Annotated in this window: 26 protein-coding genes and 1 pseudogene; 18 read left to right on the top strand and 9 right to left on the bottom strand. The window is 56.8% G+C overall.

Annotated elements, in window-relative coordinates:
* Positions 1–580 precede the first annotated feature (580 nt).
* Positions 581–829 carry a hypothetical protein gene (locus CKW16_RS32560; RefSeq protein ID WP_095128578.1) on the top strand — a complete coding sequence of 83 codons (249 nt, stop codon included), beginning with the start codon at positions 581–583 and terminating at the stop codon, positions 827–829.
* 151 nt (positions 830–980) lie between these two features.
* A complete protein-coding gene (locus tag CKW16_RS11830; protein ID WP_095128577.1) occupies positions 981–1,175 on the top strand; it encodes a hypothetical protein in 195 nt (64 codons plus the stop codon).
* Positions 1,176–1,241: 66 nt separating this feature from the next.
* Here CKW16_RS11830 and CKW16_RS11825 read toward each other — a convergent pair whose 3' ends face one another.
* Positions 1,242–1,994 (bottom strand): carbonic anhydrase, encoded by a 753-nt coding sequence (locus CKW16_RS11825; protein ID WP_095128576.1) that lies wholly within the window; start codon positions 1,992–1,994, stop codon positions 1,242–1,244.
* A gap of 358 nt (positions 1,995–2,352) precedes the next feature.
* Here CKW16_RS11825 and CKW16_RS32835 point away from each other — a divergent pair.
* Positions 2,353–2,520: pseudogene (locus tag CKW16_RS32835) on the top strand (DUF6124 family protein); the annotation flags it as partial.
* Between the two features lie 118 nt (positions 2,521–2,638).
* On the opposite strand, the gene CKW16_RS11820 reads toward CKW16_RS32835, so the two are convergent.
* Positions 2,639–2,851, bottom strand: coding sequence for a hypothetical protein (locus CKW16_RS11820; protein WP_033053577.1), 213 nt, complete (start codon positions 2,849–2,851; stop codon positions 2,639–2,641).
* A gap of 172 nt (positions 2,852–3,023) precedes the next feature.
* Between CKW16_RS11820 and CKW16_RS11815 the strand changes: the two genes are divergently transcribed.
* The gene (locus CKW16_RS11815) at positions 3,024–3,479 is read left to right on the top strand and encodes a DUF2214 family protein (RefSeq protein WP_095128575.1); all 456 of its coding nucleotides are present in this window, start codon (positions 3,024–3,026) and stop codon (positions 3,477–3,479) included.
* Between the two features lie 179 nt (positions 3,480–3,658).
* On the opposite strand, the gene csrA is transcribed toward CKW16_RS11815, so the two are convergent.
* A complete protein-coding gene (csrA, locus tag CKW16_RS11810; RefSeq protein WP_007938114.1) occupies positions 3,659–3,853 on the bottom strand; it encodes a carbon storage regulator CsrA in 195 nt (64 codons plus the stop codon).
* Positions 3,854–4,103: 250 nt separating this feature from the next.
* Between csrA and CKW16_RS11805 the strand changes: the two genes are divergently transcribed.
* Positions 4,104–4,469, top strand: a complete 366-nt coding sequence (locus tag CKW16_RS11805; protein WP_046047716.1) for an SPOR domain-containing protein — start codon at positions 4,104–4,106, stop codon at positions 4,467–4,469.
* 102 nt (positions 4,470–4,571) lie between these two features.
* Positions 4,572–5,480, top strand: a complete 909-nt coding sequence (locus CKW16_RS11800; protein WP_095128574.1) for a siderophore-interacting protein — start codon at positions 4,572–4,574, stop codon at positions 5,478–5,480.
* A 56-nt stretch (positions 5,481–5,536) separates the two neighbouring features.
* Here the strand turns inward: CKW16_RS11800 and CKW16_RS11795 are convergent, their stop codons facing one another.
* The 3 genes from CKW16_RS11795 to CKW16_RS11785 all read right to left on the bottom strand — a co-directional run bounded on the left by CKW16_RS11795 (position 5,537) and on the right by CKW16_RS11785 (position 7,780).
* Positions 5,537–6,226 (bottom strand): endonuclease, encoded by a 690-nt coding sequence (locus tag CKW16_RS11795; protein WP_095128573.1) that lies wholly within the window; start codon positions 6,224–6,226, stop codon positions 5,537–5,539.
* A gap of 4 nt (positions 6,227–6,230) precedes the next feature.
* Positions 6,231–6,500, bottom strand: a complete 270-nt coding sequence (locus CKW16_RS11790; protein ID WP_176471541.1) for a DUF1654 domain-containing protein — start codon at positions 6,498–6,500, stop codon at positions 6,231–6,233.
* A 191-nt stretch (positions 6,501–6,691) separates the two neighbouring features.
* Positions 6,692–7,780 carry an asparaginase gene (locus tag CKW16_RS11785; RefSeq protein ID WP_095128571.1) on the bottom strand — a complete coding sequence of 363 codons (1,089 nt, stop codon included), beginning with the start codon at positions 7,778–7,780 and terminating at the stop codon, positions 6,692–6,694.
* A 349-nt stretch (positions 7,781–8,129) separates the two neighbouring features.
* Between CKW16_RS11785 and CKW16_RS11780 the strand changes: the two genes are divergently transcribed.
* The 8 genes from CKW16_RS11780 (at position 8,130) to CKW16_RS11745 (ending at position 15,780) form a co-directional block, all read left to right on the top strand.
* Positions 8,130–8,591 carry a hypothetical protein gene (locus CKW16_RS11780; RefSeq protein ID WP_095128570.1) on the top strand — a complete coding sequence of 154 codons (462 nt, stop codon included), beginning with the start codon at positions 8,130–8,132 and terminating at the stop codon, positions 8,589–8,591.
* A gap of 195 nt (positions 8,592–8,786) precedes the next feature.
* Positions 8,787–9,740 (top strand): sugar ABC transporter substrate-binding protein, encoded by a 954-nt coding sequence (locus CKW16_RS11775; RefSeq protein WP_046047711.1) that lies wholly within the window; start codon positions 8,787–8,789, stop codon positions 9,738–9,740.
* A 56-nt stretch (positions 9,741–9,796) separates the two neighbouring features.
* Positions 9,797–11,350: a sugar ABC transporter ATP-binding protein gene (locus CKW16_RS11770; RefSeq protein WP_095128569.1), complete on the top strand. Its 1,554-nt coding sequence runs from the start codon at positions 9,797–9,799 to the stop codon at positions 11,348–11,350.
* Complete coding sequence (locus CKW16_RS11765; protein WP_008145645.1) at positions 11,347–12,324, top strand: ABC transporter permease; 978 nt, start codon at positions 11,347–11,349, stop codon at positions 12,322–12,324. The genes CKW16_RS11770 and CKW16_RS11765 overlap by 4 nt, the downstream gene beginning before the upstream one ends.
* 3 nt (positions 12,325–12,327) lie before the next feature.
* Entirely contained in the window at positions 12,328–13,347 is a 1,020-nt protein-coding gene (locus CKW16_RS11760; protein ID WP_095128568.1) for a LacI family DNA-binding transcriptional regulator, read from the top strand.
* A 42-nt stretch (positions 13,348–13,389) separates the two neighbouring features.
* A complete protein-coding gene (gene rbsK, locus CKW16_RS11755) occupies positions 13,390–14,307 on the top strand; it encodes a ribokinase (RefSeq protein WP_095128567.1) in 918 nt (305 codons plus the stop codon).
* Positions 14,304–14,708 (top strand): D-ribose pyranase, encoded by a 405-nt coding sequence (rbsD, locus tag CKW16_RS11750; RefSeq protein ID WP_095128566.1) that lies wholly within the window; start codon positions 14,304–14,306, stop codon positions 14,706–14,708. The genes rbsK and rbsD overlap by 4 nt, the downstream gene beginning before the upstream one ends.
* A gap of 43 nt (positions 14,709–14,751) precedes the next feature.
* Positions 14,752–15,780, top strand: coding sequence for a nucleoside hydrolase (locus tag CKW16_RS11745; protein WP_095128565.1), 1,029 nt, complete (start codon positions 14,752–14,754; stop codon positions 15,778–15,780).
* 38 nt (positions 15,781–15,818) lie between these two features.
* Here the strand turns inward: CKW16_RS11745 and CKW16_RS11740 are convergent, their stop codons facing one another.
* Positions 15,819–16,025, bottom strand: a complete 207-nt coding sequence (locus CKW16_RS11740; protein ID WP_095128564.1) for a hypothetical protein — start codon at positions 16,023–16,025, stop codon at positions 15,819–15,821.
* 132 nt (positions 16,026–16,157) lie between these two features.
* Between CKW16_RS11740 and CKW16_RS11735 the strand changes: the two genes are divergently transcribed.
* Both CKW16_RS11735 and CKW16_RS11730 read left to right on the top strand, forming a co-directional pair.
* Positions 16,158–16,463, top strand: a complete 306-nt coding sequence (locus CKW16_RS11735; protein WP_008145652.1) for a hypothetical protein — start codon at positions 16,158–16,160, stop codon at positions 16,461–16,463.
* 167 nt (positions 16,464–16,630) lie between these two features.
* A complete protein-coding gene (locus CKW16_RS11730) occupies positions 16,631–16,951 on the top strand; it encodes an I78 family peptidase inhibitor (protein ID WP_033061805.1) in 321 nt (106 codons plus the stop codon).
* Positions 16,952–17,023: 72 nt separating this feature from the next.
* On the opposite strand, the gene CKW16_RS11725 is transcribed toward CKW16_RS11730, so the two are convergent.
* Together CKW16_RS11725 and CKW16_RS11720 are read right to left on the bottom strand one after the other, a co-directional pair.
* The gene (locus tag CKW16_RS11725) at positions 17,024–17,236 is read right to left on the bottom strand and encodes a cold-shock protein (protein ID WP_007905882.1); all 213 of its coding nucleotides are present in this window, start codon (positions 17,234–17,236) and stop codon (positions 17,024–17,026) included.
* Between the two features lie 292 nt (positions 17,237–17,528).
* Complete coding sequence (locus CKW16_RS11720) at positions 17,529–17,831, bottom strand: hypothetical protein (RefSeq protein ID WP_095128563.1); 303 nt, start codon at positions 17,829–17,831, stop codon at positions 17,529–17,531.
* A gap of 372 nt (positions 17,832–18,203) precedes the next feature.
* On the opposite strand from CKW16_RS11720, the gene thrS reads away from it, so the two are divergent.
* A complete protein-coding gene (thrS, locus tag CKW16_RS11715) occupies positions 18,204–20,126 on the top strand; it encodes a threonine--tRNA ligase (RefSeq protein WP_095128562.1) in 1,923 nt (640 codons plus the stop codon).
* Positions 20,126–20,677: a translation initiation factor IF-3 gene (gene infC / locus CKW16_RS11710; protein WP_169857083.1), complete on the top strand. Its 552-nt coding sequence runs from the start codon at positions 20,126–20,128 to the stop codon at positions 20,675–20,677. Before thrS ends, infC begins: the two co-directional genes overlap by 1 nt.
* The last annotated feature ends 51 nt before the right edge of the window (positions 20,678–20,728 follow it).

The following is a 20,728-nucleotide window of genomic DNA, read 5'->3' as shown; positions in this document are numbered from 1 at the left end:
GCAGGGCATAGCTTCGACTCCATTCGAGGGAGTGGGGAGCTTTGCAGCTGGAATGGCTGACAACAAAAAGCCCGCGCATGGCGGGCTCTCTGTATGGGGTCAAATCCTTTTGTCTGCTCAATCTGCGCTGCGTTCTGTGAGTGTTTCGTGAAAAGCATGTCGATGGAACGAAAAAACCCGGCACTTGGCCGGGCTCTCTGTAGATGGGGCCAAATCCTTTTGGCTGGCTGCATTGTGCAGGGTGGTTGTGACGAAGGCGTGACAGGGCAGATACGAAAAGCCCGACTCTGGGCCGAACTCGATGATGGATGCCTATATTGATACCGCCAAGGCATTACGCCTAACAAGCAGTTGGATCTTCATAGGCTTCGCACCACGCAGTCTTCATTAGCGGCTTGCACTCCGCGTCAAACTTCCCCCTCCGCTTGGCAGTGCTAGCTGGGGTCATCGGCCCTGGCATCTCCTCGCCTATGTCCACCATTTTTTGCGCTACGGTGTTCTGGACTTCGCTGTATCTGACCAGTGAATCATTGAGCTGCCGCACGGTCCTATCGCTGACCTTTGCATTCAGGACGTTCAAATGAAGCGTGCAGTAATAATGTTCATGGCCATTTCAGGCTCTCTCCTGCTGGGAGGCTGCGGGCCTCACTGGGACGACGGAGAAAGGTACGGTCGAGATCGTGATCGAGGTCATGATTACCGTCGTGGATACGACCGAGGTTATGACGATGATCGAGAGTATGACCGCCGATATGATCGTCGCGACAATGATCAGGGGTATGAACGCAATCACGGTCGTGATCGTGATCGTGACGATAGAGACGACTGAGTGCGCTGGCCATCGGCTAGCGAGAAACGGCGGTGACAGGCTCTCCTCGGGTCGGTCAATGATCACCCGGTTTGCCGATTAGCTTCAGCGGCACGGGAGCCAGTGATTCAGGCGTAAGATAGCGGTGCTACCTCATCAAAAGGAGCCGCATATGATCGCCGACCAAATGAACAAGCAGGTATCTGAGGACAGAACTGTTTGGGATCAATACTTCTGTGCTGCGTTGATTGCGGAAAGCAATCTGACGGCACCGGTTGTCGGAGGGGCTACTCATGAAGACAGGCAGAACCTGTTGATTGAAAGGGCCAAAGCTCTCGCCGACAAGATGATGGAAAACAGAAAATAACCAGAGCCCAGCCATCGCGCTGGGCTCTTCACATCTGGATCTCTGCATTGATGCCGCGCTACTGAATCAGGCAATCAAGTCTACTTTGCCGCTGGCGAGGCGATAGACGCCTCCCACTATCTTCAACGTGCCCTTGCTGAGCGCATCTGTCAGCAGTGGTGAGGCATTTTTAAGGCGGTTAACCGAGTCTTTGACATTCTGCGCTGTAGCGTTGTCGATAAGGCTTCCGGGTTGATTGAGCACTTTCTCGATGGAAGGTTTAAGTGCGTCAGTCAATTTCGGGATGTGACCAGGGAAAACAGTGTGGTCTTTTACTGCCTTTATACCTGCACTGATGGCGCCGCAGCTCTCATGCCCCAGTACGAGGATCAGTGGTGCGCCGAGCACCGCGACAGCGTATTCAAGGCTTGCCAAACCCTCATCGGTAACGAAATTGCCCGCGACGCGTATGGCGAAAAGATCGCCTCGTGCAGTGTCAAAAGCATACTCGGGGGCGATACGGGAGTCAGAGCAACCGAGTACCGACACGAACGGGTTCTGGCCTGAGACCAGGGCTTCCCGCTCGGACTTGAAGTCATGTGTCTTGGAGTTGCCGGAAACATACCGTTCATTTCCCTCCATAAGCCTTTGAAGTGCCATGTCAGGACTGATGGAGTTTTGTGGTTTTGGCGGAGCAGCGGTTTTCTCGGCAGCCTGAGCGGATGTGTCGGGCAGTGCACCGGCAAGTAGCAGAGCGCCTGCTCCTAGTCCGGCAAACTGAAGAAATCTACGGCGACCACTCGCGTTTTGAACAGGGTTTGAATCACATGATTTACACATGATCTTGTGTACTCAGGTCGGTTGATGGGAATGACTTGCTGTTGGGGCAAGTGCTTCCAGGGACCTTCGGCACTTGTGGTTGGAGTCTAGACGGGATGTAACATTATGTTGCTCGGGGCTTGCTGCCAAGCAAGGTAGGGGGAATGGGTTTGGTCGCCTTTAACACCGAGTACCTCAAATACCTTCCAGCGTTTTCAAAAACTCCCGGATGTGTCCGGCCGCCTCTTCAGGCGCAACCTGAAGCAGGCAGTGCGGTGCTTCGATTTCCTGCGAACAATTCACCTGTTCCATCCATTCCAGGAAGCAGGACCAGTGTGGGAGTTGATCGATTCATGTCTTCCGTCCTTGGTGAGCGGCCATTCTGCCGTCGATACCGCCCCGAAAGCCCGGCGCCAATTTCATCATCGACCCAGCGGTGGATGACGAAACGTTGCTCGTCATTGCCTGCGAATCGTTGGCGTCGGCCAGCGTTATGGCCTGTGATATCGCCGGCCTAATGGAAGGCCCGCAGCGCAAGACGGCACTGTAACGAGGGGATTGCCCCCTCGTTACAAATGTTGCATGAAGAGCACGAATCACTACTGGCGTGGTTCATCTCAACAACGTCGGACCTGCGTGGTAGGTCCAACCAACTAAAACCAATCTTACTTGGCGTTCAACTTCTTCAGTTCTTCATAAGTCGCCGACTGTACAAACCAGAAGCCGGAGATAATGCACCACGTCAGGGTGCCGGTAATGAAAACGCCTGCCCCGGACCAGAAGCCCTGAACGAAGATCATGACCACTGCGGCGATCCAGATAACGGCCAGTGCGACGTACAGAACTATGTTGTTTACACCAATTACGAACTCTTTCACGTCTATTCCCTTTTGAATGTTTATCCTCTGGCTCCTTACGCAAGGGCCAGTGGGCGGCATGATAGGGAGATAGCTGGCTGTTCGCCAGTCATGTCACGGCCTGCAGGCAGATTTGCAGATTTTGGACTACTACTGACAAGCCCATTTCCTTATCCCTCTCAGGAGCATCCCTATGCTGTTTCACTGGTTTCTTGCGGCGATCCACCTCTTGGCTGTTGCTTTGGGCCTCTGGGCGGTGCTCACCCGAGGGACGGCGTTAAGCCGCCTGGCCGTCGGTACGGCGCAGGTTCGCAGCGTGCTGGTTGCCGATAACGTATGGGGCATCTGTGCGGGAGTTTTGCTGATCACAGGTTTGATGCGGGCCTTCGGTGGGTACGAAAAAGGCACCGACTATTACCTTCATCAGCCGTTGTTCCATCTGAAGATGACGCTGTTCGTGATCATTCTGCTGCTTGAAGTGACACCCATGATCACCTTGATCAAGTGGCGGATCGCCTTGGGCAGGGGCGCTTCGATTGACCAGGGCCGAGCCAGGCTGTTTGCACGCATCAGCCATATCGAAGCGCTGTTGTTGATGTTGATGGTGATTGCGGCCACCGGCATGGCACGCGGTGTGACCTTCGGCTAATAATGGCGTGATTCGTCGGGGTTAAAGCGAATAATCTGACAGCCACGGCGTGGCCGAAGCCGGTAGCATCGGCTTCACGTAATGGGGGAGGAGGCGAGAGCTCAGCAAAATGCCGAGCATGAATCTTTAGCCAGCCATTGCGCTGTAACGAACGGGCTGGCTACTGACTGCAACAGGATTCAGGGAGTCTGCGGTTTGTCTGGAGCGGTGAGGCCAGCCTGAATGCGTTGATAGATTTCTTCGCGATGAACCGCAACGTCTTTCGGGGCATTGATGCCAATTCTGACTTGCTGGCCGCTAACGCCCAGAATGGTGATCGTAATGTCATCACCAATATTTATGCTTTCACCGACTTTGCGGGTGAGTATCAGCATGGTCTTCTCCTTGATTGCTTTGTAGGGCACCTGATTCGGACAGTGCAGAGGTCGGTGGTATGTATAGATTAGTGCGAAGTCTCACGGTTTGGGTGCCTCTTTCTGACGCGCAGATGCTGCATTAATTCCCAAGGCGTAACTATACAGAGGCCGCAACCATCATTCTCGTTGTTTTGAGCCCATTTTGCGGCACTCGGGAAGTATTCATGGATGCTAAAATCGCCGCTTTAAGCATTCTGAGGGAAGCGTTGTGCGCAAAATGGTCTTGGTAATTGCGGTATTGGCGCTGGCGGGATGCGGTGAGGGCAAGAGTGTTGAGGCGCAAAAGCCGCAATCGGCAGCTGCGGCTGCACCTTCGGTGGTATCCGCGCCACAATGGGATCTCGAAGTTCGAGGCGAAACACCTCAGGCGGTCAGCGATTTGAGCGGCTGGCTGATTGAGCACAGTTTCGTTTCCAATATCGTCAAGGAAAATGGCAAGACCCGGATTCTGCTCGGGCCATTCAGTTCGAAAGCCGAGGCCGAGGCCAAACAGACAGAAGTGCGCGCGGCGCTCACCCGGGCGAAGAAACAGAACATCGAATTGCTGGTTGTGGACCATCCCGTGACCCGATAACAGTCTTTTCCAGGGGGATTTCGACGGAACGCCTTAAAGGGGATCCACATTGACTCGTTTCTAGACGTAGTCACTGTTGATTCCCAGTAGGAGTTCCGCCCCATGGCCTCCGCCACCCCTTACAAAATATTCGACGCAGTCCTGCGGCGCAAAAAGGCGCTGAGTCCTCATTTGATGCGCGTCACTCTGGCCGGTCCGATGGTTACCGAAATGGCGACCTGGGCACCGGACCAGCGCGTGAAGCTGTTCTTTCCGGCTGTGGACGGTTCGTCTGCCAGGCTCTCTCATGGCGATGGCTGGTACGCACGTTACCGCTCTATGCCGGTTGCCCAGCGCCCGGCGATGCGCACTTACACCATCCGGCATTTGCGTGCTGACCAGGGCGAAGTGGACATCGACTTCGTGTTACACGGCGAAACCGGCCCCGCATCCCGTTGGGCAATTCATGCAGCGGCGGGTGAGCCGATCCAGATCGTCGCACCTGATCGCCAGTTTTCGGCGCAAGACGCGGGCGGTTTCGAATGGAAGCCGCCTCAACAGCTCAAGCATCTGTTACTGGTCGCCGATGCCACGGCCTTGCCCGCGGCGCTCGGCATTCTGGATGAGCTGGCAGCGCTTGCCGTGCCACCGAAAACCCAGGCGTTTTTTGAAGTAGACAGCCTGGGCGATGCGTTGCCGGTTCCTGACTGGCCCGGGCTTTTGGTGGAGTGGCTGATTCGAGATCACGCCGCCGCGACTGGCGCGGGTTCGCTGATGGTCGACGCAGTCTGTCGGGCCACTCTGCCGTCATTTGCTAAAGCATTCGAAGCGGTGGAACTGGCGGAAGTCGATGTCGACGAAGACATGCTCTGGGAAACGTCCGACTCTGCCCGTGATGGCTTCTACGGCTGGATCGCCGGGGAGACGGTTGCAGTGATGAGTCTGCGCAAATACTTGATCAAGGAATGCGGCATTGCCAAGGAGTCACTCAACCTGATGGGCTATTGGCGCTACAACAAAGTGGACGGTTAGAAACGAACAAAGGCCTCGGGTGTTAAACCCGAGGCCTTTGTGTTTTCAGCGAGCGCTTAGCCGCAGGTTTTCATGTCGACCGGGCCGACAAACTCGTTGCCGCGGCCCATGACGCACGCCACGCTTTGGTTGCGCTGGCGTTCCCAGGCCTCTACCGGATAGGTTTTGTTCCAGGCTTCGTAGAGCTGTCGATCCTGTTTCGACAGGCGCAGACCGTACTGCTTGCTCATGTAGAAATACGTTCGGGCGATCATGCCGCGTATGGACGGGCGGGGCATGACCTTCTTCGCCTTGAAATCGACCTGGGTCAGGCACGAGCCATATTGGCCCGACTGCACCGGCAACCAGCCGAAACTGAAGTTGCTGCGATCGCCATTCACTTCGCCAATGCTCGGCACCAGGTTGTGCAGGTCGGCTTCGGCCTTCTGGTAGGCCGGATCGTAACGCGTGCAGTTCTTGCGCCCACCTTCTTGCCAGCACTGACGCTGATGGCCGATCTGCCAGGCCGGAACAATGTGCTCCCACTCGATGCGGGAAGCGCGCTTGGCGTTTTTGCGCGGCACATAACCGCAGGCTGCGAGGTTGACCTTGTTGCCGGTGTATTTGCACCCGCAATAGAACTCTGTGGATTGCGGTGCATAGAGCTTCCAGGCAACTTTCTTGGCTTCGTTGAAGGTGCGTGGGGCGCCAGCCTGGACGCCGAGGGTGATGAACAAAAACAGCAAAGCAAACCAGCGGACACTCATTGACTCAATCTTCCTTCGGTACAACCCAAAAAATCTGCACGCCGCCATCGTCGCGATAGGCGAGGGTGACGTTGTCGTTCTCGTCGATTTCTTCGAGTAATTGTTCCCACTCATCCACGGGTTCGTCCGGTAGACGGAAGATCAAGGCTGCTTTGGCTTTTTGGGCGGTGGGGGAGTTGATGATTTTTTGAACGCGCATACCCATGCGTTCATAGGAGTCAGGAGAGGCAGAGGTGGTGGCCACGGAATTATCCTTATTAAGCTGTACGTGCATACAGTATTTAACTGTAAGCAATTTCGCAACTGCTTAAAATTCAAGAAAATCCTCTGACAGCAATTTTTTCCGTTTGGTGTAGGACGAAGGGAAATTTTTTATCGAAATATCGGAAGGGGGTGTGAGCCACTCGCCTGGGTTGGCGAGTGGTGAAAGCAGTGCCCGACCGGAACCGGTCGGGCGAGGGCGAATCAGTATTCCCAGAACATCCGTTGCAGCTCTTTGCTGTCGTTGGTCTTGGTCAGTGCGACCATGGCCAGGATGCGGGCTTTTTGTGGGTTCAGGTCATTCGCCACAACCCAGTCGTACTTGTCGTCTGGCTGTTCGGCGTTACGCAGTACGAAACCGCCGGCGTTGACATGGGACGAGCGAATGATTTGCACGCCGTCCTTGCGCAGGGCTTGCAGCGATGGGACTACACGGGACGAGACTGAGCCATTGCCGGTACCGGCGTGAATGATGGCTTTGGCGCCAGACTCAGCCAACGCTTTGTAGGCGGTATCGCTGACGTTGCCGTAGGAATAGGCGATTTCGACGTCAGGCAGGCTCTTGATGGTTTTGATGTCGAATTCCGAGCCCATGGTGTGACGCTTGGCCGGCAGACGGAACCAGTAGGATTTGCCCTCGACCACCATGCCCAGTGGGCCCCAGGCACTTTTGAACGCCTCGGTCTTGATGTTGATCATTTTGCTGACGTCGCGACCCGACTGGATTTCATCGTTCATGGTCACCAGTACGCCTTTGCCGCGTGCCTCTTTGCTGCTGGCCACGGCCACTGCGTTGTACAGGTTCAGCATGCCATCGGCCGACATGGCGGTGCCTGGGCGCATGGAGCCGACAACGATGATTGGCTTGTCGGTTTTTTCCACCAGGTTCAGGAAGTAGGCAGTTTCTTCCAGGGTGTCGGTGCCGTGGGTGATGACGATGCCGTCGACGTCTTTGCTGTCGGCCAGTTCAGCCACGCGACGACCCAGTTGCAGCAGGTTGTCGTTGGTGATGCTTTCGGACGCGATCTGCATGACCTGTTCGCCACGAACGTTAGCCAGCTGGCTGAGTTCCGGAACCCCGGCGATCAATTGTTCGATGCCGACTTTTGCCGCTTGATAGGTAGCGCTGTTAGCAGCGCTGGCGCCCGCGCCGGCAATGGTGCCGCCGGTGGCCAGGATCACCACGTTTGCCAGTTTCTGTTGGGTTTCGACTTCTTTTGCCTGAAGGGCAGTAGGCAGGAGCAGCAAGAGGGCCAAAGCGCCCGGAACGAAGGTCTTGAAAGCAGATGTCATTATTTTTCTCTCTAGTAGTGAGACGGTGCTGATGCAGGTTCATCTAGATGCGCCCCAGGCGGATCTGAACGCTTGGGGTGAATGAGATGAGCAGGATCTGTACCAGTCGTACTTTGAATGAGAAAAACTTTTAACTTGATGATTTATATCAGTATTTATTTGAATGGTCAGAATGGTTACACAGTCTGTTGTCCGGGTTTCCGAACGCGTTGAGCGTTTGTGTTCGGCTCTCCGAAAAGTACTACGACCTCTGTAGAACAAATCGCCTTGCGAGATTGCGAATCAGTGCTAAAGAAACCCGCGCTTCGGTCGATGTCCCTTTAAAGGATCTTTCTACTCAGGAGTTCACATGTCGTTATCCATTGGCATCCCAAACGCCGCAGGCGTCACCATTGGTGGTAAGTCCGCCGCTACGATCCAAGCGTTGAACGACGCCACCGCAGAGGCTGCCGATAAGACCCTGGGCACGAAAGAAGGCGACGGCAACCAAGTCAAGACTGGCCCTTTGGGATTGGATAAAAGCGCGGGCGCGCAGACCGAAACCCCAGACGAGAGCAACCAGAGTGTGGCGGTAAAAGTCCTGCTCAAACGCATGCAAGAGCTACAACAGCAACTGCGCGAGCAACAGCAACAATTGGCCGCAGCTCAGGCGGCGTCTTATCCGACACCGGAAGCCAAGGCCACGGTGGTCATGGCAATTCAAGGGCAGATTGCCGACACCAATGGTGCGTTGCTGGAAGTGTCCGCGGCCCTGGTCAAGGAACTGGCCAAGGGTTCCAGCACCGGAACGGTGGTCAACACCACGGCATGACGTGAATGCCCGGCTTTTGCCAGCCAGTTCAAATAAATGGTCGTTTCTGCTCGTTGACAAATGTCGGCAGGGTTCGCATAGTTCGGTCTCCGCAAACGTTTGCGCGGTGCTCCCGGTGGTTTCCATCAGCGAGTGCAATGAAGCCTACGCCAGCGCAAGCGTTGCTCACAATAATCATAAGATCGGAGTGAACCCATGAAGCTGCCATTCGCTGGACGTCTTCTCGCTGTCGCTATGCTGGCTGCCGCATCCGTCGCGTTACCCGTCTCTTCGGCCTTCGCCGAGACTGAAAAACCCAAAGTCGCGCTGGTCATGAAATCCCTGGCCAATGAATTCTTCCTGACCATGGAAGACGGCGCCAAGGCCTATCAGAAAGATCACTCCGGCGATTTCGAGCTGATCTCCAACGGCATCAAAGACGAAACCGACACGGCTGGCCAGACACGCATCGTCGAGCAAATGATTCTGGCCAAGGTCAATGCGCTGGTCATCGCGCCGGCTGACTCCAAGGCCATGGTTCCTGTGATCAAGAAAGCCATCGATGCCGGTATCACCGTGATCAACATCGACAACCAGCTGGACCCGGCTGTGGTCAAAAGCAAAAACATCACCGTACCGTTCGTAGGCCCGGATAACCGCAAAGGTGCGCGTCTGGTGGGCGAGTACCTGGCCAAGCAACTGAAGGCCGGAGACGAAGTCGGCATCATCGAAGGCGTTTCAACCACCACCAACGCACAGCAAAGAACCGCAGGCTTCAAGGATGCAATGGAAGCGGCGCAGATCAAGGTCGTCTCTTTGCAGTCCGGTGACTGGGAAATCGACAAAGGCAACAAGGTTGCTGCCTCGATCCTCAGCGAATACCCGCAAGTCAAAGCCCTGCTGGCCGGCAACGACAGCATGGCCGTCGGCGCAGTATCCGCCGTGCGTGCAGCGGGCAAGGCCGGCAAGGTGCAAGTGGTCGGTTACGACAACATCAACGCCATCAAGCCAATGCTCAAGGATGGTCGCGTTCTGGCCACCGCTGACCAGTTTGCAGCCAGGCAAGCCGTGTTTGGCATCGAGACTGCGCTGAAGATCATCAAGGGTGAGAAAGTCGACAGCGGCACCAATGGCGTGATCGAAACTCCGGTAGAGCTGGTCACCAAGTAGTCCTTCTGTCGACACAATGGTGCTCGCCCGTCCGGGCGAGCGCATGGAGAGTTTTTATGTCAGTTTCCGCCCCGAACGCTGTCCTCTCGGTCAGCGGTATCGGTAAGACCTACGTCCAACCGGTCCTGACCGGCATCGACCTGACGCTGATGCGCGGTGAAGTGCTGGCGCTGACTGGCGAAAACGGCGCGGGAAAAAGCACGCTGTCGAAGATTATCGGCGGGCTGGTCACACCGACCACCGGCCACATGCAATTCCAGGGGCAGGATTATCGCCCCGCAAGCCGCACCCAGGCCGAAGACCTCGGCATCCGCATGGTGATGCAAGAGCTCAATCTGTTGCCGACCCTGTCGGTGGCGGAAAACCTGTTTCTCGACAACCTGCCCAGCAAGGGCGGCTGGATCAGTCGCAGGCAATTGCGCAAGGCAGCGATCGAAGCCATGGCCCAGGTCGGCCTCGACGCGATTGACCCGGACACGCTGGTGGGCGAATTGGGCATCGGTCACCAGCAAATGGTGGAGATCGCCCGCAACCTGATCGGCGATTGCCACGTGCTGATCCTCGACGAACCGACCGCAATGTTGACGAACCGTGAAGTCGAGATGCTGTTCGAGCAGATCACTCGTCTGCAAGCTCGCGGCGTGTCGATCATCTATATCTCGCACCGTCTCGAAGAACTGGCGCGGGTCGCCCAGCGTATTGCGGTACTGCGCGATGGCAACCTGGTTTGCGTCGAGCCGATGGCCAATTACAACAGCGAGCAATTGGTGACGCTGATGGTCGGTCGTGAACTCGGCGAACACATCGACATGGGCCCGCGCAAGATCGGCGCTCCAGCCTTGACGGTCAAAGGGCTGACCCGTTCCGACAAGGTTCGCGACGTGTCCTTCGAGGTGCGTGCCGGCGAGATCTACGGAATTTCCGGCTTGATCGGGGCAGGGCGCACCGAGTTGCTGCGCTTGATCTTCGGTGCTGATACAGCGGACAGCGGCACGGTTGCACTCGGTTCGCCAGCACAGGTTGTCAGTATCCGGTCACCGGCTGACGCGGTCGGTCATGGCATCGCCCTGATCACCGAAGACCGCAAAGGCGAAGGCCTGCTGCTGACCCAATCGATCAGCGCGAATATTGCCTTGGGCAATATGCCGGTGATTTCCAGCGGTGGCTTCGTCAACAATGGTGACGAGATGGCGCTGGCCCAGCGTCAGATCGACGCCATGCGCATCCGCAGCTCCAGCCCGACGCAACTTGTGTCGGAACTGTCCGGTGGTAACCAGCAGAAAGTTGTGATCGGCCGGTGGCTTGAGCGTGATTGCTCGGTGATGCTGTTTGACGAGCCAACGCGTGGCATCGACGTCGGCGCCAAGTTTGACATCTATGCCTTGCTCGGTGAGCTGACCCGTCAAGGTAAAGCGCTCGTGGTGGTGTCCAGCGACCTGCGTGAACTGATGTTGATCTGCGACCGCATCGGCGTGCTCTCGGCGGGACGTCTGATCGACACCTTTGAACGTGACAGCTGGACCCAGGATGATTTGCTTGCCGCCGCGTTCGCCGGCTACCAAAAACGTGATGCGTTGCTCAATGAAGCAGCGCCTAGGGATCTCGCATGAATACTGCAGTGACTGCCGGCAAACGTAGTGGCAACTTCTACGGCCTCGGTACCTATCTGGGGCTGGCCGGTGCCTTGCTGGCAATGGTCGCGCTGTTCTCGGTTCTGAGCAGCCATTTCCTGTCCTATGACACCTTCAGCACCCTGGCCAACCAGATTCCGGACTTGATGGTGCTGGCGGTCGGCATGACGTTCGTGTTGATCATCGGCGGCATCGACCTGTCAGTGGGCTCGGTGCTCGCGCTCGCGGCGTCAACGGTTAGCGTGGCCATTCTCGGTTGGGGCTGGAGCGTGTTGCCTGCGGCGCTGCTCGGAATGGCGGCGGCAGCACTGGCCGGGACCATCACCGGTTCGATTACTGTGGCATGGCGGATTCCGTCGTTCATCGTGTCCCTCGGCGTGCTGGAAATGGCCCGCGGCGTGGCGTATCAGATGACCGGATCGCGCACGGCCTACATCGGTGATGCCTTCGCTTGGTTGTCCAACCCGATCGCCTTCGGCATCTCGCCATCGTTCATCATTGCCTTACTGATTATCTTCATTGCCCAGGCCGTGCTGACGCGTACCGTGTTCGGTCGTTACCTGATCGGCATCGGCACCAACGAAGAGGCGGTGCGTCTGGCAGGGATCAATCCAAAGCCCTACAAGATTCTGGTATTCAGTCTGATGGGGCTGTTGGCCGGTATCGCAGCGTTGTTTCAGATTTCTCGCCTGGAAGCGGCGGATCCGAATGCCGGCTCCGGGCTGGAGCTGCAAGTGATCGCCGCGGTCGTGATCGGCGGCACCAGCCTGATGGGCGGTCGCGGTTCGGTCATCAGTACGTTCTTCGGAGTTCTGATCATTTCCGTATTGGCGGCCGGTCTCGCGCAGATCGGCGCGACTGAACCCACCAAACGCATCATCACCGGCGCAGTGATCGTGGTGGCGGTGGTGCTTGATACTTATCGCAGTCAGCGCGCAAGCCGGCGGACCTGAGTCATGGCAACAATCAAGGATGTGGCAGCGCTCGCGGGAATTTCCTACACCACGGTTTCCCACGTCGTGAACAAGACCCGGCCGGTGAGCGAAGAGGTGCGGGTCAAGGTTGAGGCGGCGATCAAAACCCTCGACTACGTGCCCAGTGCCGTGGCCCGGTCCCTCAAGGCCAAAACCACGGCGACCATCGGTCTGCTGGTGCCCAACAGCCTCAACCCGTACTTCGCCGAACTGGCGCGCGGCATCGAGGATTACTGCGAGCGTAATGGCTACTGCGTGATTCTCTGTAACTCCGATGACAACCCGGACAAGCAGCGCAGTTACCTGCGCGTGCTGCTGGAAAAGCGCATCGACGGGCTGATCGTCGCTTCGGCTGGTGGTGATGCGGGGCTGGCAGAAGGCTTGGCAGGCGTGCGTACGCCGATGGTGATCGTCGACCGTGGACTGGAAGGTGTGAATGCCGACCTGGTGCGAATCGATCACGAATACGGCGCTTATCTGGCGACCCGCCACCTTCTGGAATTGGGGCACCGGGACATCGCCACCATTGGCGGCCCGGCGAGTACCAGCGTGGCGCAGATGCGTCTGGCCGGTTATTGCCGAGCCCTGAAAGAGGCGGGTGTCGAAGTATCCAGTGAGCGCATGCTGGAAAGCGACTTCACCAGCACCGGCGGTTACAACGCCGCCGCGATACTGCTGGAAAAGAACCCGCCGAGCGCGATCTTCGCCGGTAACGACATGATTGGCATCGGTGTGCTGCGAGCGGCGGCCGAGCGCAATATTCGTGTGCCGACGGAGCTGTCGGTGATCGGCTTCGACGATATTCAGATGAGCCGCTATGTGTACCCGGCGCTGACCACCGTGGGGCAATCGATCCTGCAACTCGGCGAGATGGCGGCCGAAGTGCTTTTAAGAAGAATCGCCACACCGGATATGGCCACCGATCAACGGATCGTGACGCCCAGTATTGTCTTGCGGGAGTCGACTGCGCCGCTGGCCGGCGTGTTCGCCCAGTTCCGTTGAAATCAAAAGCACCGCCGAAACAGAATTGATGAGTAGTGACGTATGCCAGCAAAAGTAGTGGTTATAGGCAGCCTGAACATGGACCTGGTCACCCGGGCGCCACGGCTGCCCCGTGGCGGTGAAACGCTGATCGGCGAGTCGTTTGCCACGGTTTCCGGTGGCAAGGGCGCGAATCAGGCGGTCGCTGCGGCGAGGCTGGGGGCGCAGGTTTCGATGGTCGGTTGCGTGGGCAGCGATGCCTACGGCGAAGAGTTGCGCGGGGCGCTGTTGGCCGAGCAGATCGATTGCCAGGCAGTCAGTACCGTCGACGATTCCAGCGGCGTTGCGTTGATCGTGGTCGATGACAACAGCCAGAACGCAATCGTGATCGTTGCCGGTGCCAATGGTGCGCTGACGCCAGCGGTGATTGATCGTTTCGACGCAGTCTTGCGGGCGGCGGACGTGATCATCTGTCAGCTGGAAGTTCCGGATGCCACTGTCGGTCATGCGCTCAAGCGCGGCCGTGAGTTGGGTAAGACCGTGATTCTCAATCCGGCGCCGGCCAGCCGCCCACTGCCGGCGGACTGGTACGCGTCTATCGATTACCTGATACCCAACGAAAGCGAGGCCTCGGCGCTGAGTGGTTTGCCAGTGGATTCTCTGGCATCTGCCGAAACCGCTGCATCCCGGTTGATCTCCTTGGGCGCCGGCAAAGTCATCATCACCCTCGGTGCTCAAGGTTCGCTGTTCGCGAACGGCAAAAGCTTCGAGCATTTCCCTGCGACGAAGGTGAAGGCTGTCGATACCACGGCGGCTGGCGACACCTTCGTCGGTGGTTTCGCCGCCGCGCTGGCGGCCGGCAAAAACGAAGCCGACGCGATCCGTTTCGGCCAGGTCGCTGCGGCGCTGTCGGTGACCCGCGCTGGCGCGCAACCCTCGATCCCCACCTTGTCCGACGTACAGGCCTTTAAAGCACCATGAAAAAGACACCTTTGCTCAACGTCGCGCTGTCGCGGCTGATCGCATCCCTGGGCCATGGCGACAGGGTGGTGATCGGCGACGCAGGTCTGCCGGTGCCACCAGGCGTTGAACTGATCGACCTGGCCCTGACCCACGGTATCCCGGATTTCGTCAGCACGTTGAAGGTCGTGCTCAGCGAAATGCAGGTCGAGAGCCATGTATTGGCCCAGGAGATCCTGGACAAAAAGCCTTCGGCGTTGGCGACGCTCGATGAGCTGAATGCCGAAGGAGCGCTGGGTCGGCGTGAGCTGCTCAGTCATGACCAATTCAAAGTCCTCAGCCGACAGGCACGGGCGATTGTTCGTACAGGCGAATGTCAGCCGTACTGCAACATCGTGCTGGTGGCGGGGGTTACGTTCTAACTCGCTGTTGTCTTTCTGCTGTCCCACGCACAAGGAGTGCGCTATGCACCGCTATGCTCAGAAACTGCACCACCTGCTCCGGAGTCTGCTGCTTTTGTCCTTGATTACCGCAACAAGCGCCCAGGCGGCGGAAAAGATCGACTTGATCATCGACACCGATCCGGGTGCCGACGACGTGGTTGCCTTGCTGTTTGCCCTGGCATCGCCGCAAGAGCTGAACATTCGTGCGCTGACCACCGTCGCCGGCAATGTGCGTCTGGACAAGACTTCGCGTAATGCGCGGCTGGCCCGCGAGTGGGCAGGGCGCGAGGAGGTGCCGGTCTACGCGGGCGCTCCGAAGCCGCTGATGCGCACGCCGATCTATGCCGAGAACATCCATGGCAAGGAAGGCCTGTCAGGTGTCACTGTACATGAGCCGAAGAAAGGCCTGGCCCAGGGCAATGCGGTCAATTACCTGATCGATACGTTGAAAGCCGCCAAGCCCCATAGCATTACCATCGCCATGCTCGGTCCACAGACCAACCTGGCCCTGGCGCTGATCCAGGAACCTGAGATCGTTCAGGGCATCAAGGAGGTGGTGATCATGGGCGGGGCGCACTTCAACGGTGGCAACATTACCCCGGTGGCGGAGTTCAACCTGTTCGCCGACCCGCAGGCTGCAGAAGTGGTATTGAAAAGTGGGGTGAAGCTGACCTACCTGCCGCTGGACGTGACCCACAAGATCCTCACCAGTGAAGCGCGTCTGAAGCAGATCGCTGCGATCAACAACAATGCCAGCAAGCTGGTGGGCGATATTCTTAATGAATACGTCAAAGGCGACATGGAGCACTACGGTATTCCGGGTGGCCCGGTGCATGACGCGACGGTCATCGCCTACCTGCTCAAGCCTGAGTTGTTCACCGGTCGTTCAGTCAACGTAGTCGTTGATAGCCGCGAAGGTCCGACGTTCGGCCAAACCATCGTCGACTGGTATGACGGCCTGAAAGCGCCGAAGAACGCTTTCTGGGTAGAAAGCGGTGACGCCCAGGGCTTCTTTGATCTGCTGACCGAGCGTCTGGCTCGTCTGAAGTAAGCCATAGACCCGCAGGTGCCAGCCTGCGGGTGTTACTTTCAGTCGCTATCTATCAGGCCAATATAGTCGGTAGGGTACTTCTCGAATATCTGTGCGATGAATATCTGGGCGGCTTGCGTCCCCAGTTCCTTGACCAATAGATCGATACCAATGATTGCCAACTCTTCCGGGCTGCCCGGGCTGTAAGAGCTGTGGCCTTGTGGCCACTTGGCTTTGATGTCGGCGTCGATACTTACGGTGGTCATGATGGCGCTCGTGAAGTCGGGAAAGTCTGAGTGTCGAGTTAACCATTTTGCGCGGGTTTTGGCACTCCGACTTAGGCATGAGGAGAGGGCTATGCGACACTTGGTCTTTGACGAATTTTCAAGGACTGTGCTGTGCAGATCGATTTGAACACTCCTGACGGCTTGACCCTTGAGGCGGTGCGTCAGTTGCTGGCCTCTGCCAGCGACGATGAGCACACTCAATTGCGAGTCACCAAGGGCGGCATCGCCTACATTTCGTCAGGCGTTGTGGGTGGCACTGATATCAGCGGGCTGTTGTTTCGTCTGGAGACGTGGGCCAAGGGTTCCGGTTATGTCGGATTGGTCGCGGCCAGTGACGAGGTCTGGGTCATGCAGATTTTCAATGCGCTGAAAGAGAACTGGCCGAATCCGCCGTTCGACTACATTGACGTCTATTGAACGCTATTCATATTCAGTCACGATTGAGTGGTAAACGGCAGGGCGATGCTCAGGCACACTCGCCGCGTGTCCGAATAGAGGGCAAGGTGCCTAGCGCTCCCTGTGAAACCAAACGCCAGATTGGCGGTCGCACGATCTCAGCTTAACTATTGAAAAAAGGAGGCTTCATGCCTTGGAAGCTCGCGTCATTGGGTACTTTGTTGGCCGTTGCCATGCTGGCCGGTTGCAGCACTACCTCCACCGAGTCGACAACAGATCCTGTCACGACGACTGACACGGGTCACAGCCGTTGTGAGGCAAAGGCTGCCGAATTCACCATTGGCAAAAAGGCTTCACCTGAACTGCTGGAGCAGGCGCGTACTCGCGCAGGCGCGCAGAATGCACGGTTCCTCTTGCCCACCGACATGGTGACCCTGGAGTACCGCTCCGATCGCCTGAACCTGAATACCGATGCCAATCGGGTCGTCACCCGCGTCAACTGCGGCTGATCGCTTCAGGCTTTTGTTTCGCCCATAAAAAACCCCGTCACGTGGACGGGGTTTTTTTAGTGCGGCTGAAAATTACTCAGCGCGGACTTGTGCAGCTTGCATACCCTTTTGGCCTTTCTCAGCCACGAAGGAAACGGTCTGGCCTTCTTTCAGGCTTTTGAAACCGTCGCTTTCGATAGCTTTGAAGTGTACGAACAGGTCGTCACCGCCACCTTGAGGAGTGATGAAGCCGAAGCCTTTTTCATCGTTGAACCATTTAACGGTGCCGGTTTGGCGATTAGACATGGTGTATCTCCAAGAAACATATATTTTCAGTAGTGCTGTGCTGCTCAGGCCAACTGGGCACACCGGGGTATCATAGTCGAAATGTTCGCTTTGGGAGCCCCCCGGACGTGTTGTTTGCCCTGCAGTCGCGTTCTGTTTGCTGCTTTGTTTGGCTGCAAGCCCCGTTTTAAAAGGCTTTCAGCCAAAAGTAAAGACAATAAAAAAACCTGTAAAACCTGAATAAATTGTACGAAAAGGCGGTTTTCAGAGGCTTTTAACTGTCGTTGCAGGCGCAAAAAGCGCTATGTCAGGCTTATTTTTTGGCCTTGTTATCGGCTTTGCACGCGCTAATTTGCGTCAGTGCTTTTTGTTTCAGGGCATCACTGGCGGTGTTGTCCATCAGGGACTGGATGTCTTTTGCAGGGTACGATTTGATGGCATCGGCGCCGCAAGCGCAGTGAGCCTTTGCTGCTGCAGCACCGATCTGCGGAGTGGCCGCTTCTGTGCACTGAGCCATGTATTTCTCGCGTTCGCCCTTCGGCCAATCGGCATGGGCGGCCAGTGGCAGCAGCAAAACGATGGGGGCGATGACTGCGAATAAACGTTTCAGATGCATGCTGGGATGCTCCTTGTGGGTCAATGTCTTGTTATCTGAGGGGTAAAGCAGGGTTCTAGTTCAGCACTCTGGCATAAAATTGCCCGATTTGCCCCAAGACAAAGCCTCGGTGCATCGACGACCGTTCATCTGTGCTAGCATGCCTGGCTCGGGCGTTTGCAGGCTCCGGATCCTTCAGTCCCGGTGGCGGCAAATGTGCGAATAACCCTGATTTGAATCCCAGTCACTCTGATTCGGTTTTCCGGTTGGCCGCAAGGCTCCTGCCGCTGTAAGGCAGGCGTTCGTCATTGAATGGCCTGGATCGGATCTTGTACTGGCTCATCCCAACCCACGTGACCTTTGGTAGGGGTCACCACTAGGAGAGGAGGCGCCATGCCAACTATTACTCTTCCCGACGGCAGTCAACGTTCATTCGATCACCCGGTATCCGTAGCCGAGGTCGCCGCATCCATTGGTGCAGGTCTGGCCAAAGCCACCGTGGCCGGTAAGGTCGATGGCAAGCTGGTCGACGCCAGCGACATCATCAGCAGCGACGCTACGCTGCAAATCATTACGCCAAAGGATGAAGAGGGGCTGGAGATCATTCGCCACTCTTGCGCCCACCTGGTTGGCCATGCGGTCAAGCAGCTGTACCCGACGGCCAAGATGGTCATCGGTCCGGTCATCGACGAAGGCTTCTATTACGACATCGCCTTCGAACGTCCTTTCACTCCGGACGACCTGGCCGCCATCGAACAGCGCATGCAGCAGCTGATCGAAAAAGATTACGACGTAATCAAGAAAGTCACTCCGCGCGCCGAAGTGATCGAAGTGTTCAAGGCCCGCGGCGAAGACTACAAGCTGCGTCTGGTCGAAGACATGCCGAACGAACAGGCCATGGGCCTGTACTATCACGAAGAATACGTCGACATGTGCCGCGGTCCGCACGTGCCGAACACGCGCTTCCTGAAATCCTTCAAGCTGACCAAGTTGTCCGGCGCCTACTGGCGTGGCGATGCCAAGAACGAGCAATTGCAGCGCGTTTACGGCACCGCATGGGCAGATAAGAAGCAGCTGGCAGCTTACATCCAGCGCATCGAAGAAGCTGAGAAGCGCGATCACCGCAAGATCGGCAAGCGTCTGGGCCTGTTCCACACCCAGGAAGAGTCGCCAGGCATGGTGTTCTGGCACCCGAACGGCTGGACTCTGTACCAGGTGCTCGAGCAATACATGCGCAAGGTTCAGCGCGACAACGGTTACCTGGAGATCAAAACTCCGCAGGTCGTTGACCGCAGCCTGTGGGAGAAGTCCGGGCACTGGGCCAACTACGCCGACAACATGTTCACCACGCAGTCGGAAAACCGCGACTACGCCATCAAGCCGATGAACTGCCCTTGCCACGTGCAAGTGTTCAATCAGGGTCTGAAAAGCTACCGCGAGTTGCCGATGCGTCTGGCCGAATTCGGTGCTTGTCACCGTAACGAGCCATCGGGTGCGTTGCACGGCATCATGCGTGTGCGTGCGTTCACTCAGGACGACGCCCACATCTTCTGTACTGAAGAGCAGATGCAGGCCGAATCCGCTGCGTTCATCAAGCTGACCATGGACGTTTATGCCGACTTCGGCTTCAAAGACGTTGAGATGAAGCTGTCCACTCGTCCGGAAAAACGCGTCGGTTCCGACGAGCTGTGGGATCGCGCCGAAGCGGCCCTGGCTGCAGCCCTTGATAGTGCTGGCCTGCCGTACGATCTGCAGCCGGGCGAGGGTGCATTCTATGGTCCGAAGATCGAGTTCTCGCTGAAAGATTGCCTTGGCCGCGTCTGGCAGTGTGGTACCCTTCAGCTCGATTTTAACCTGCCTGTCCGTCTGGGAGCCGAATACGTCTCTGAAGACAACAGTCGCAAGCACCCGGTGATGTTGCACCGGGCGATCCTTGGCTCCTTCGAACGTTTCGTCGGAATCCTGATCGAGCACTACGAGGGTGCATTCCCCGCGTGGCTGGCTCCGACCCAGGCAGTGATCATGAATATCACTGATAAACAGGCTGATTTCGCCGCCGAGGTTGAAAAAACTCTCAACGAAAGCGGATTTCGTGCCAAGTCTGACTTGAGAAATGAAAAGATCGGCTTTAAAATCCGCGAGCATACTTTGCTCAAGGTTCCTTATCTCTTGGTTATCGGAGATCGGGAAGTCGAGATGCAGACTGTCGCTGTGCGTACTCGTGAAGGTGCTGACCTGGGCTCGATGCCCGTCGCCCAGTTCGCCGAGTTCCTCGCTCAAGCGGTTTCCCGGCGTGGTCGCCCAGATTCGGAGTAATTACTATTAAGCGTGAAATGAGACAAGATAAACGAGCTGCACCGAAGGCCCCGATCAACGAGAATATCTCGGCACGCGAGGTTCGGTTAATTGGGGCTGAAGGTGAACAGCTTGGGATTGTGTCAATTGAAGACGCGCTTCTTAAGGCTGAAGAGGCCAAACTGGATCTGGTGGAAATTTCCGCCGATGCAGTACCCCCTGTTTGCAAACTGATGGACTACGGCAAATCGATCTTCGAAAAGAAGAAGCAGATTGCTGCGGCCAAGAAAAACCAGAAGCAGATTCAGGTTAAAGAAATCAAGTTTCGTCCAGGGACGGAGGAAGGGGATTACCAGGTAAAACTGCGCAACCTGGTACGTTTCCTGAGTGATGGGGACAGGGCCAAGGTATCCTTGCGATTCCGCGGCCGTGAGATGGCCCACCAGGAGCTGGGGATGGAACTCCTCAAGCGAGTTGAAGGTGACTTGCTCGAGTACGGTTCGGTCGAACAGCATCCTAAGATGGAAGGACGCCAACTGATCATGGTCATCGCCCCGAAAAAGAAGAAGTAATCAATAGGGCACGGCAGGCCTTCTGATTATGTTTATCAACTGAATGCGGAG

It is taken from the genome of Pseudomonas sp. Irchel s3h14 (assembly GCF_900187425.1).
Taxonomy (GTDB): domain Bacteria; phylum Pseudomonadota; class Gammaproteobacteria; order Pseudomonadales; family Pseudomonadaceae; genus Aquipseudomonas.
Note: the sequence above shows the minus strand (reverse complement) of the source record. Positions and strands in the feature narration are given on the sequence as shown.

Excerpts from the sequence above, each read along its gene's own strand:
- CKW16_RS11800 (WP_095128574.1), top strand. The coding sequence starts at position 4,572 with ATGGCCTCCGCCACCCCTTACAAAATATTCGACGCAGTCCTGCGGCGC.
- csrA (WP_007938114.1), bottom strand. The coding sequence starts at position 3,853 with ATGCTGATACTCACCCGCAAAGTCGGTGAAAGCATAAATATTGGTGAT.
- rbsD (WP_095128566.1), top strand. The coding sequence starts at position 14,304 with ATGAAAAAGACACCTTTGCTCAACGTCGCGCTGTCGCGGCTGATCGCA.
- CKW16_RS11765 (WP_008145645.1), top strand. The coding sequence starts at position 11,347 with ATGAATACTGCAGTGACTGCCGGCAAACGTAGTGGCAACTTCTACGGC.
- rbsK (WP_095128567.1), top strand. The coding sequence starts at position 13,390 with ATGCCAGCAAAAGTAGTGGTTATAGGCAGCCTGAACATGGACCTGGTC.
- CKW16_RS11815 (WP_095128575.1), top strand. The coding sequence starts at position 3,024 with ATGCTGTTTCACTGGTTTCTTGCGGCGATCCACCTCTTGGCTGTTGCT.
- thrS (WP_095128562.1), top strand. The coding sequence starts at position 18,204 with ATGCCAACTATTACTCTTCCCGACGGCAGTCAACGTTCATTCGATCAC.
- CKW16_RS11740 (WP_095128564.1), bottom strand. The coding sequence starts at position 16,025 with ATGACCACCGTAAGTATCGACGCCGACATCAAAGCCAAGTGGCCACAA.
- CKW16_RS11825 (WP_095128576.1), bottom strand. The coding sequence starts at position 1,994 with ATGTGTAAATCATGTGATTCAAACCCTGTTCAAAACGCGAGTGGTCGC.
- CKW16_RS11760 (WP_095128568.1), top strand. The coding sequence starts at position 12,328 with ATGGCAACAATCAAGGATGTGGCAGCGCTCGCGGGAATTTCCTACACC.
- CKW16_RS11720 (WP_095128563.1), bottom strand. The coding sequence starts at position 17,831 with ATGCATCTGAAACGTTTATTCGCAGTCATCGCCCCCATCGTTTTGCTG.
- CKW16_RS11745 (WP_095128565.1), top strand. The coding sequence starts at position 14,752 with ATGCACCGCTATGCTCAGAAACTGCACCACCTGCTCCGGAGTCTGCTG.
- CKW16_RS11725 (WP_007905882.1), bottom strand. The coding sequence starts at position 17,236 with ATGTCTAATCGCCAAACCGGCACCGTTAAATGGTTCAACGATGAAAAA.
- CKW16_RS32560 (WP_095128578.1), top strand. The coding sequence starts at position 581 with ATGAAGCGTGCAGTAATAATGTTCATGGCCATTTCAGGCTCTCTCCTG.
- CKW16_RS11770 (WP_095128569.1), top strand. The coding sequence starts at position 9,797 with ATGTCAGTTTCCGCCCCGAACGCTGTCCTCTCGGTCAGCGGTATCGGT.
- CKW16_RS11780 (WP_095128570.1), top strand. The coding sequence starts at position 8,130 with ATGTCGTTATCCATTGGCATCCCAAACGCCGCAGGCGTCACCATTGGT.
- CKW16_RS11790 (WP_176471541.1), bottom strand. The coding sequence starts at position 6,500 with ATGCACGTACAGCTTAATAAGGATAATTCCGTGGCCACCACCTCTGCC.
- CKW16_RS11730 (WP_033061805.1), top strand. The coding sequence starts at position 16,631 with ATGCCTTGGAAGCTCGCGTCATTGGGTACTTTGTTGGCCGTTGCCATG.
- CKW16_RS11795 (WP_095128573.1), bottom strand. The coding sequence starts at position 6,226 with ATGAGTGTCCGCTGGTTTGCTTTGCTGTTTTTGTTCATCACCCTCGGC.
- CKW16_RS11775 (WP_046047711.1), top strand. The coding sequence starts at position 8,787 with ATGAAGCTGCCATTCGCTGGACGTCTTCTCGCTGTCGCTATGCTGGCT.
- CKW16_RS11830 (WP_095128577.1), top strand. The coding sequence starts at position 981 with ATGATCGCCGACCAAATGAACAAGCAGGTATCTGAGGACAGAACTGTT.
- CKW16_RS11785 (WP_095128571.1), bottom strand. The coding sequence starts at position 7,780 with ATGACATCTGCTTTCAAGACCTTCGTTCCGGGCGCTTTGGCCCTCTTG.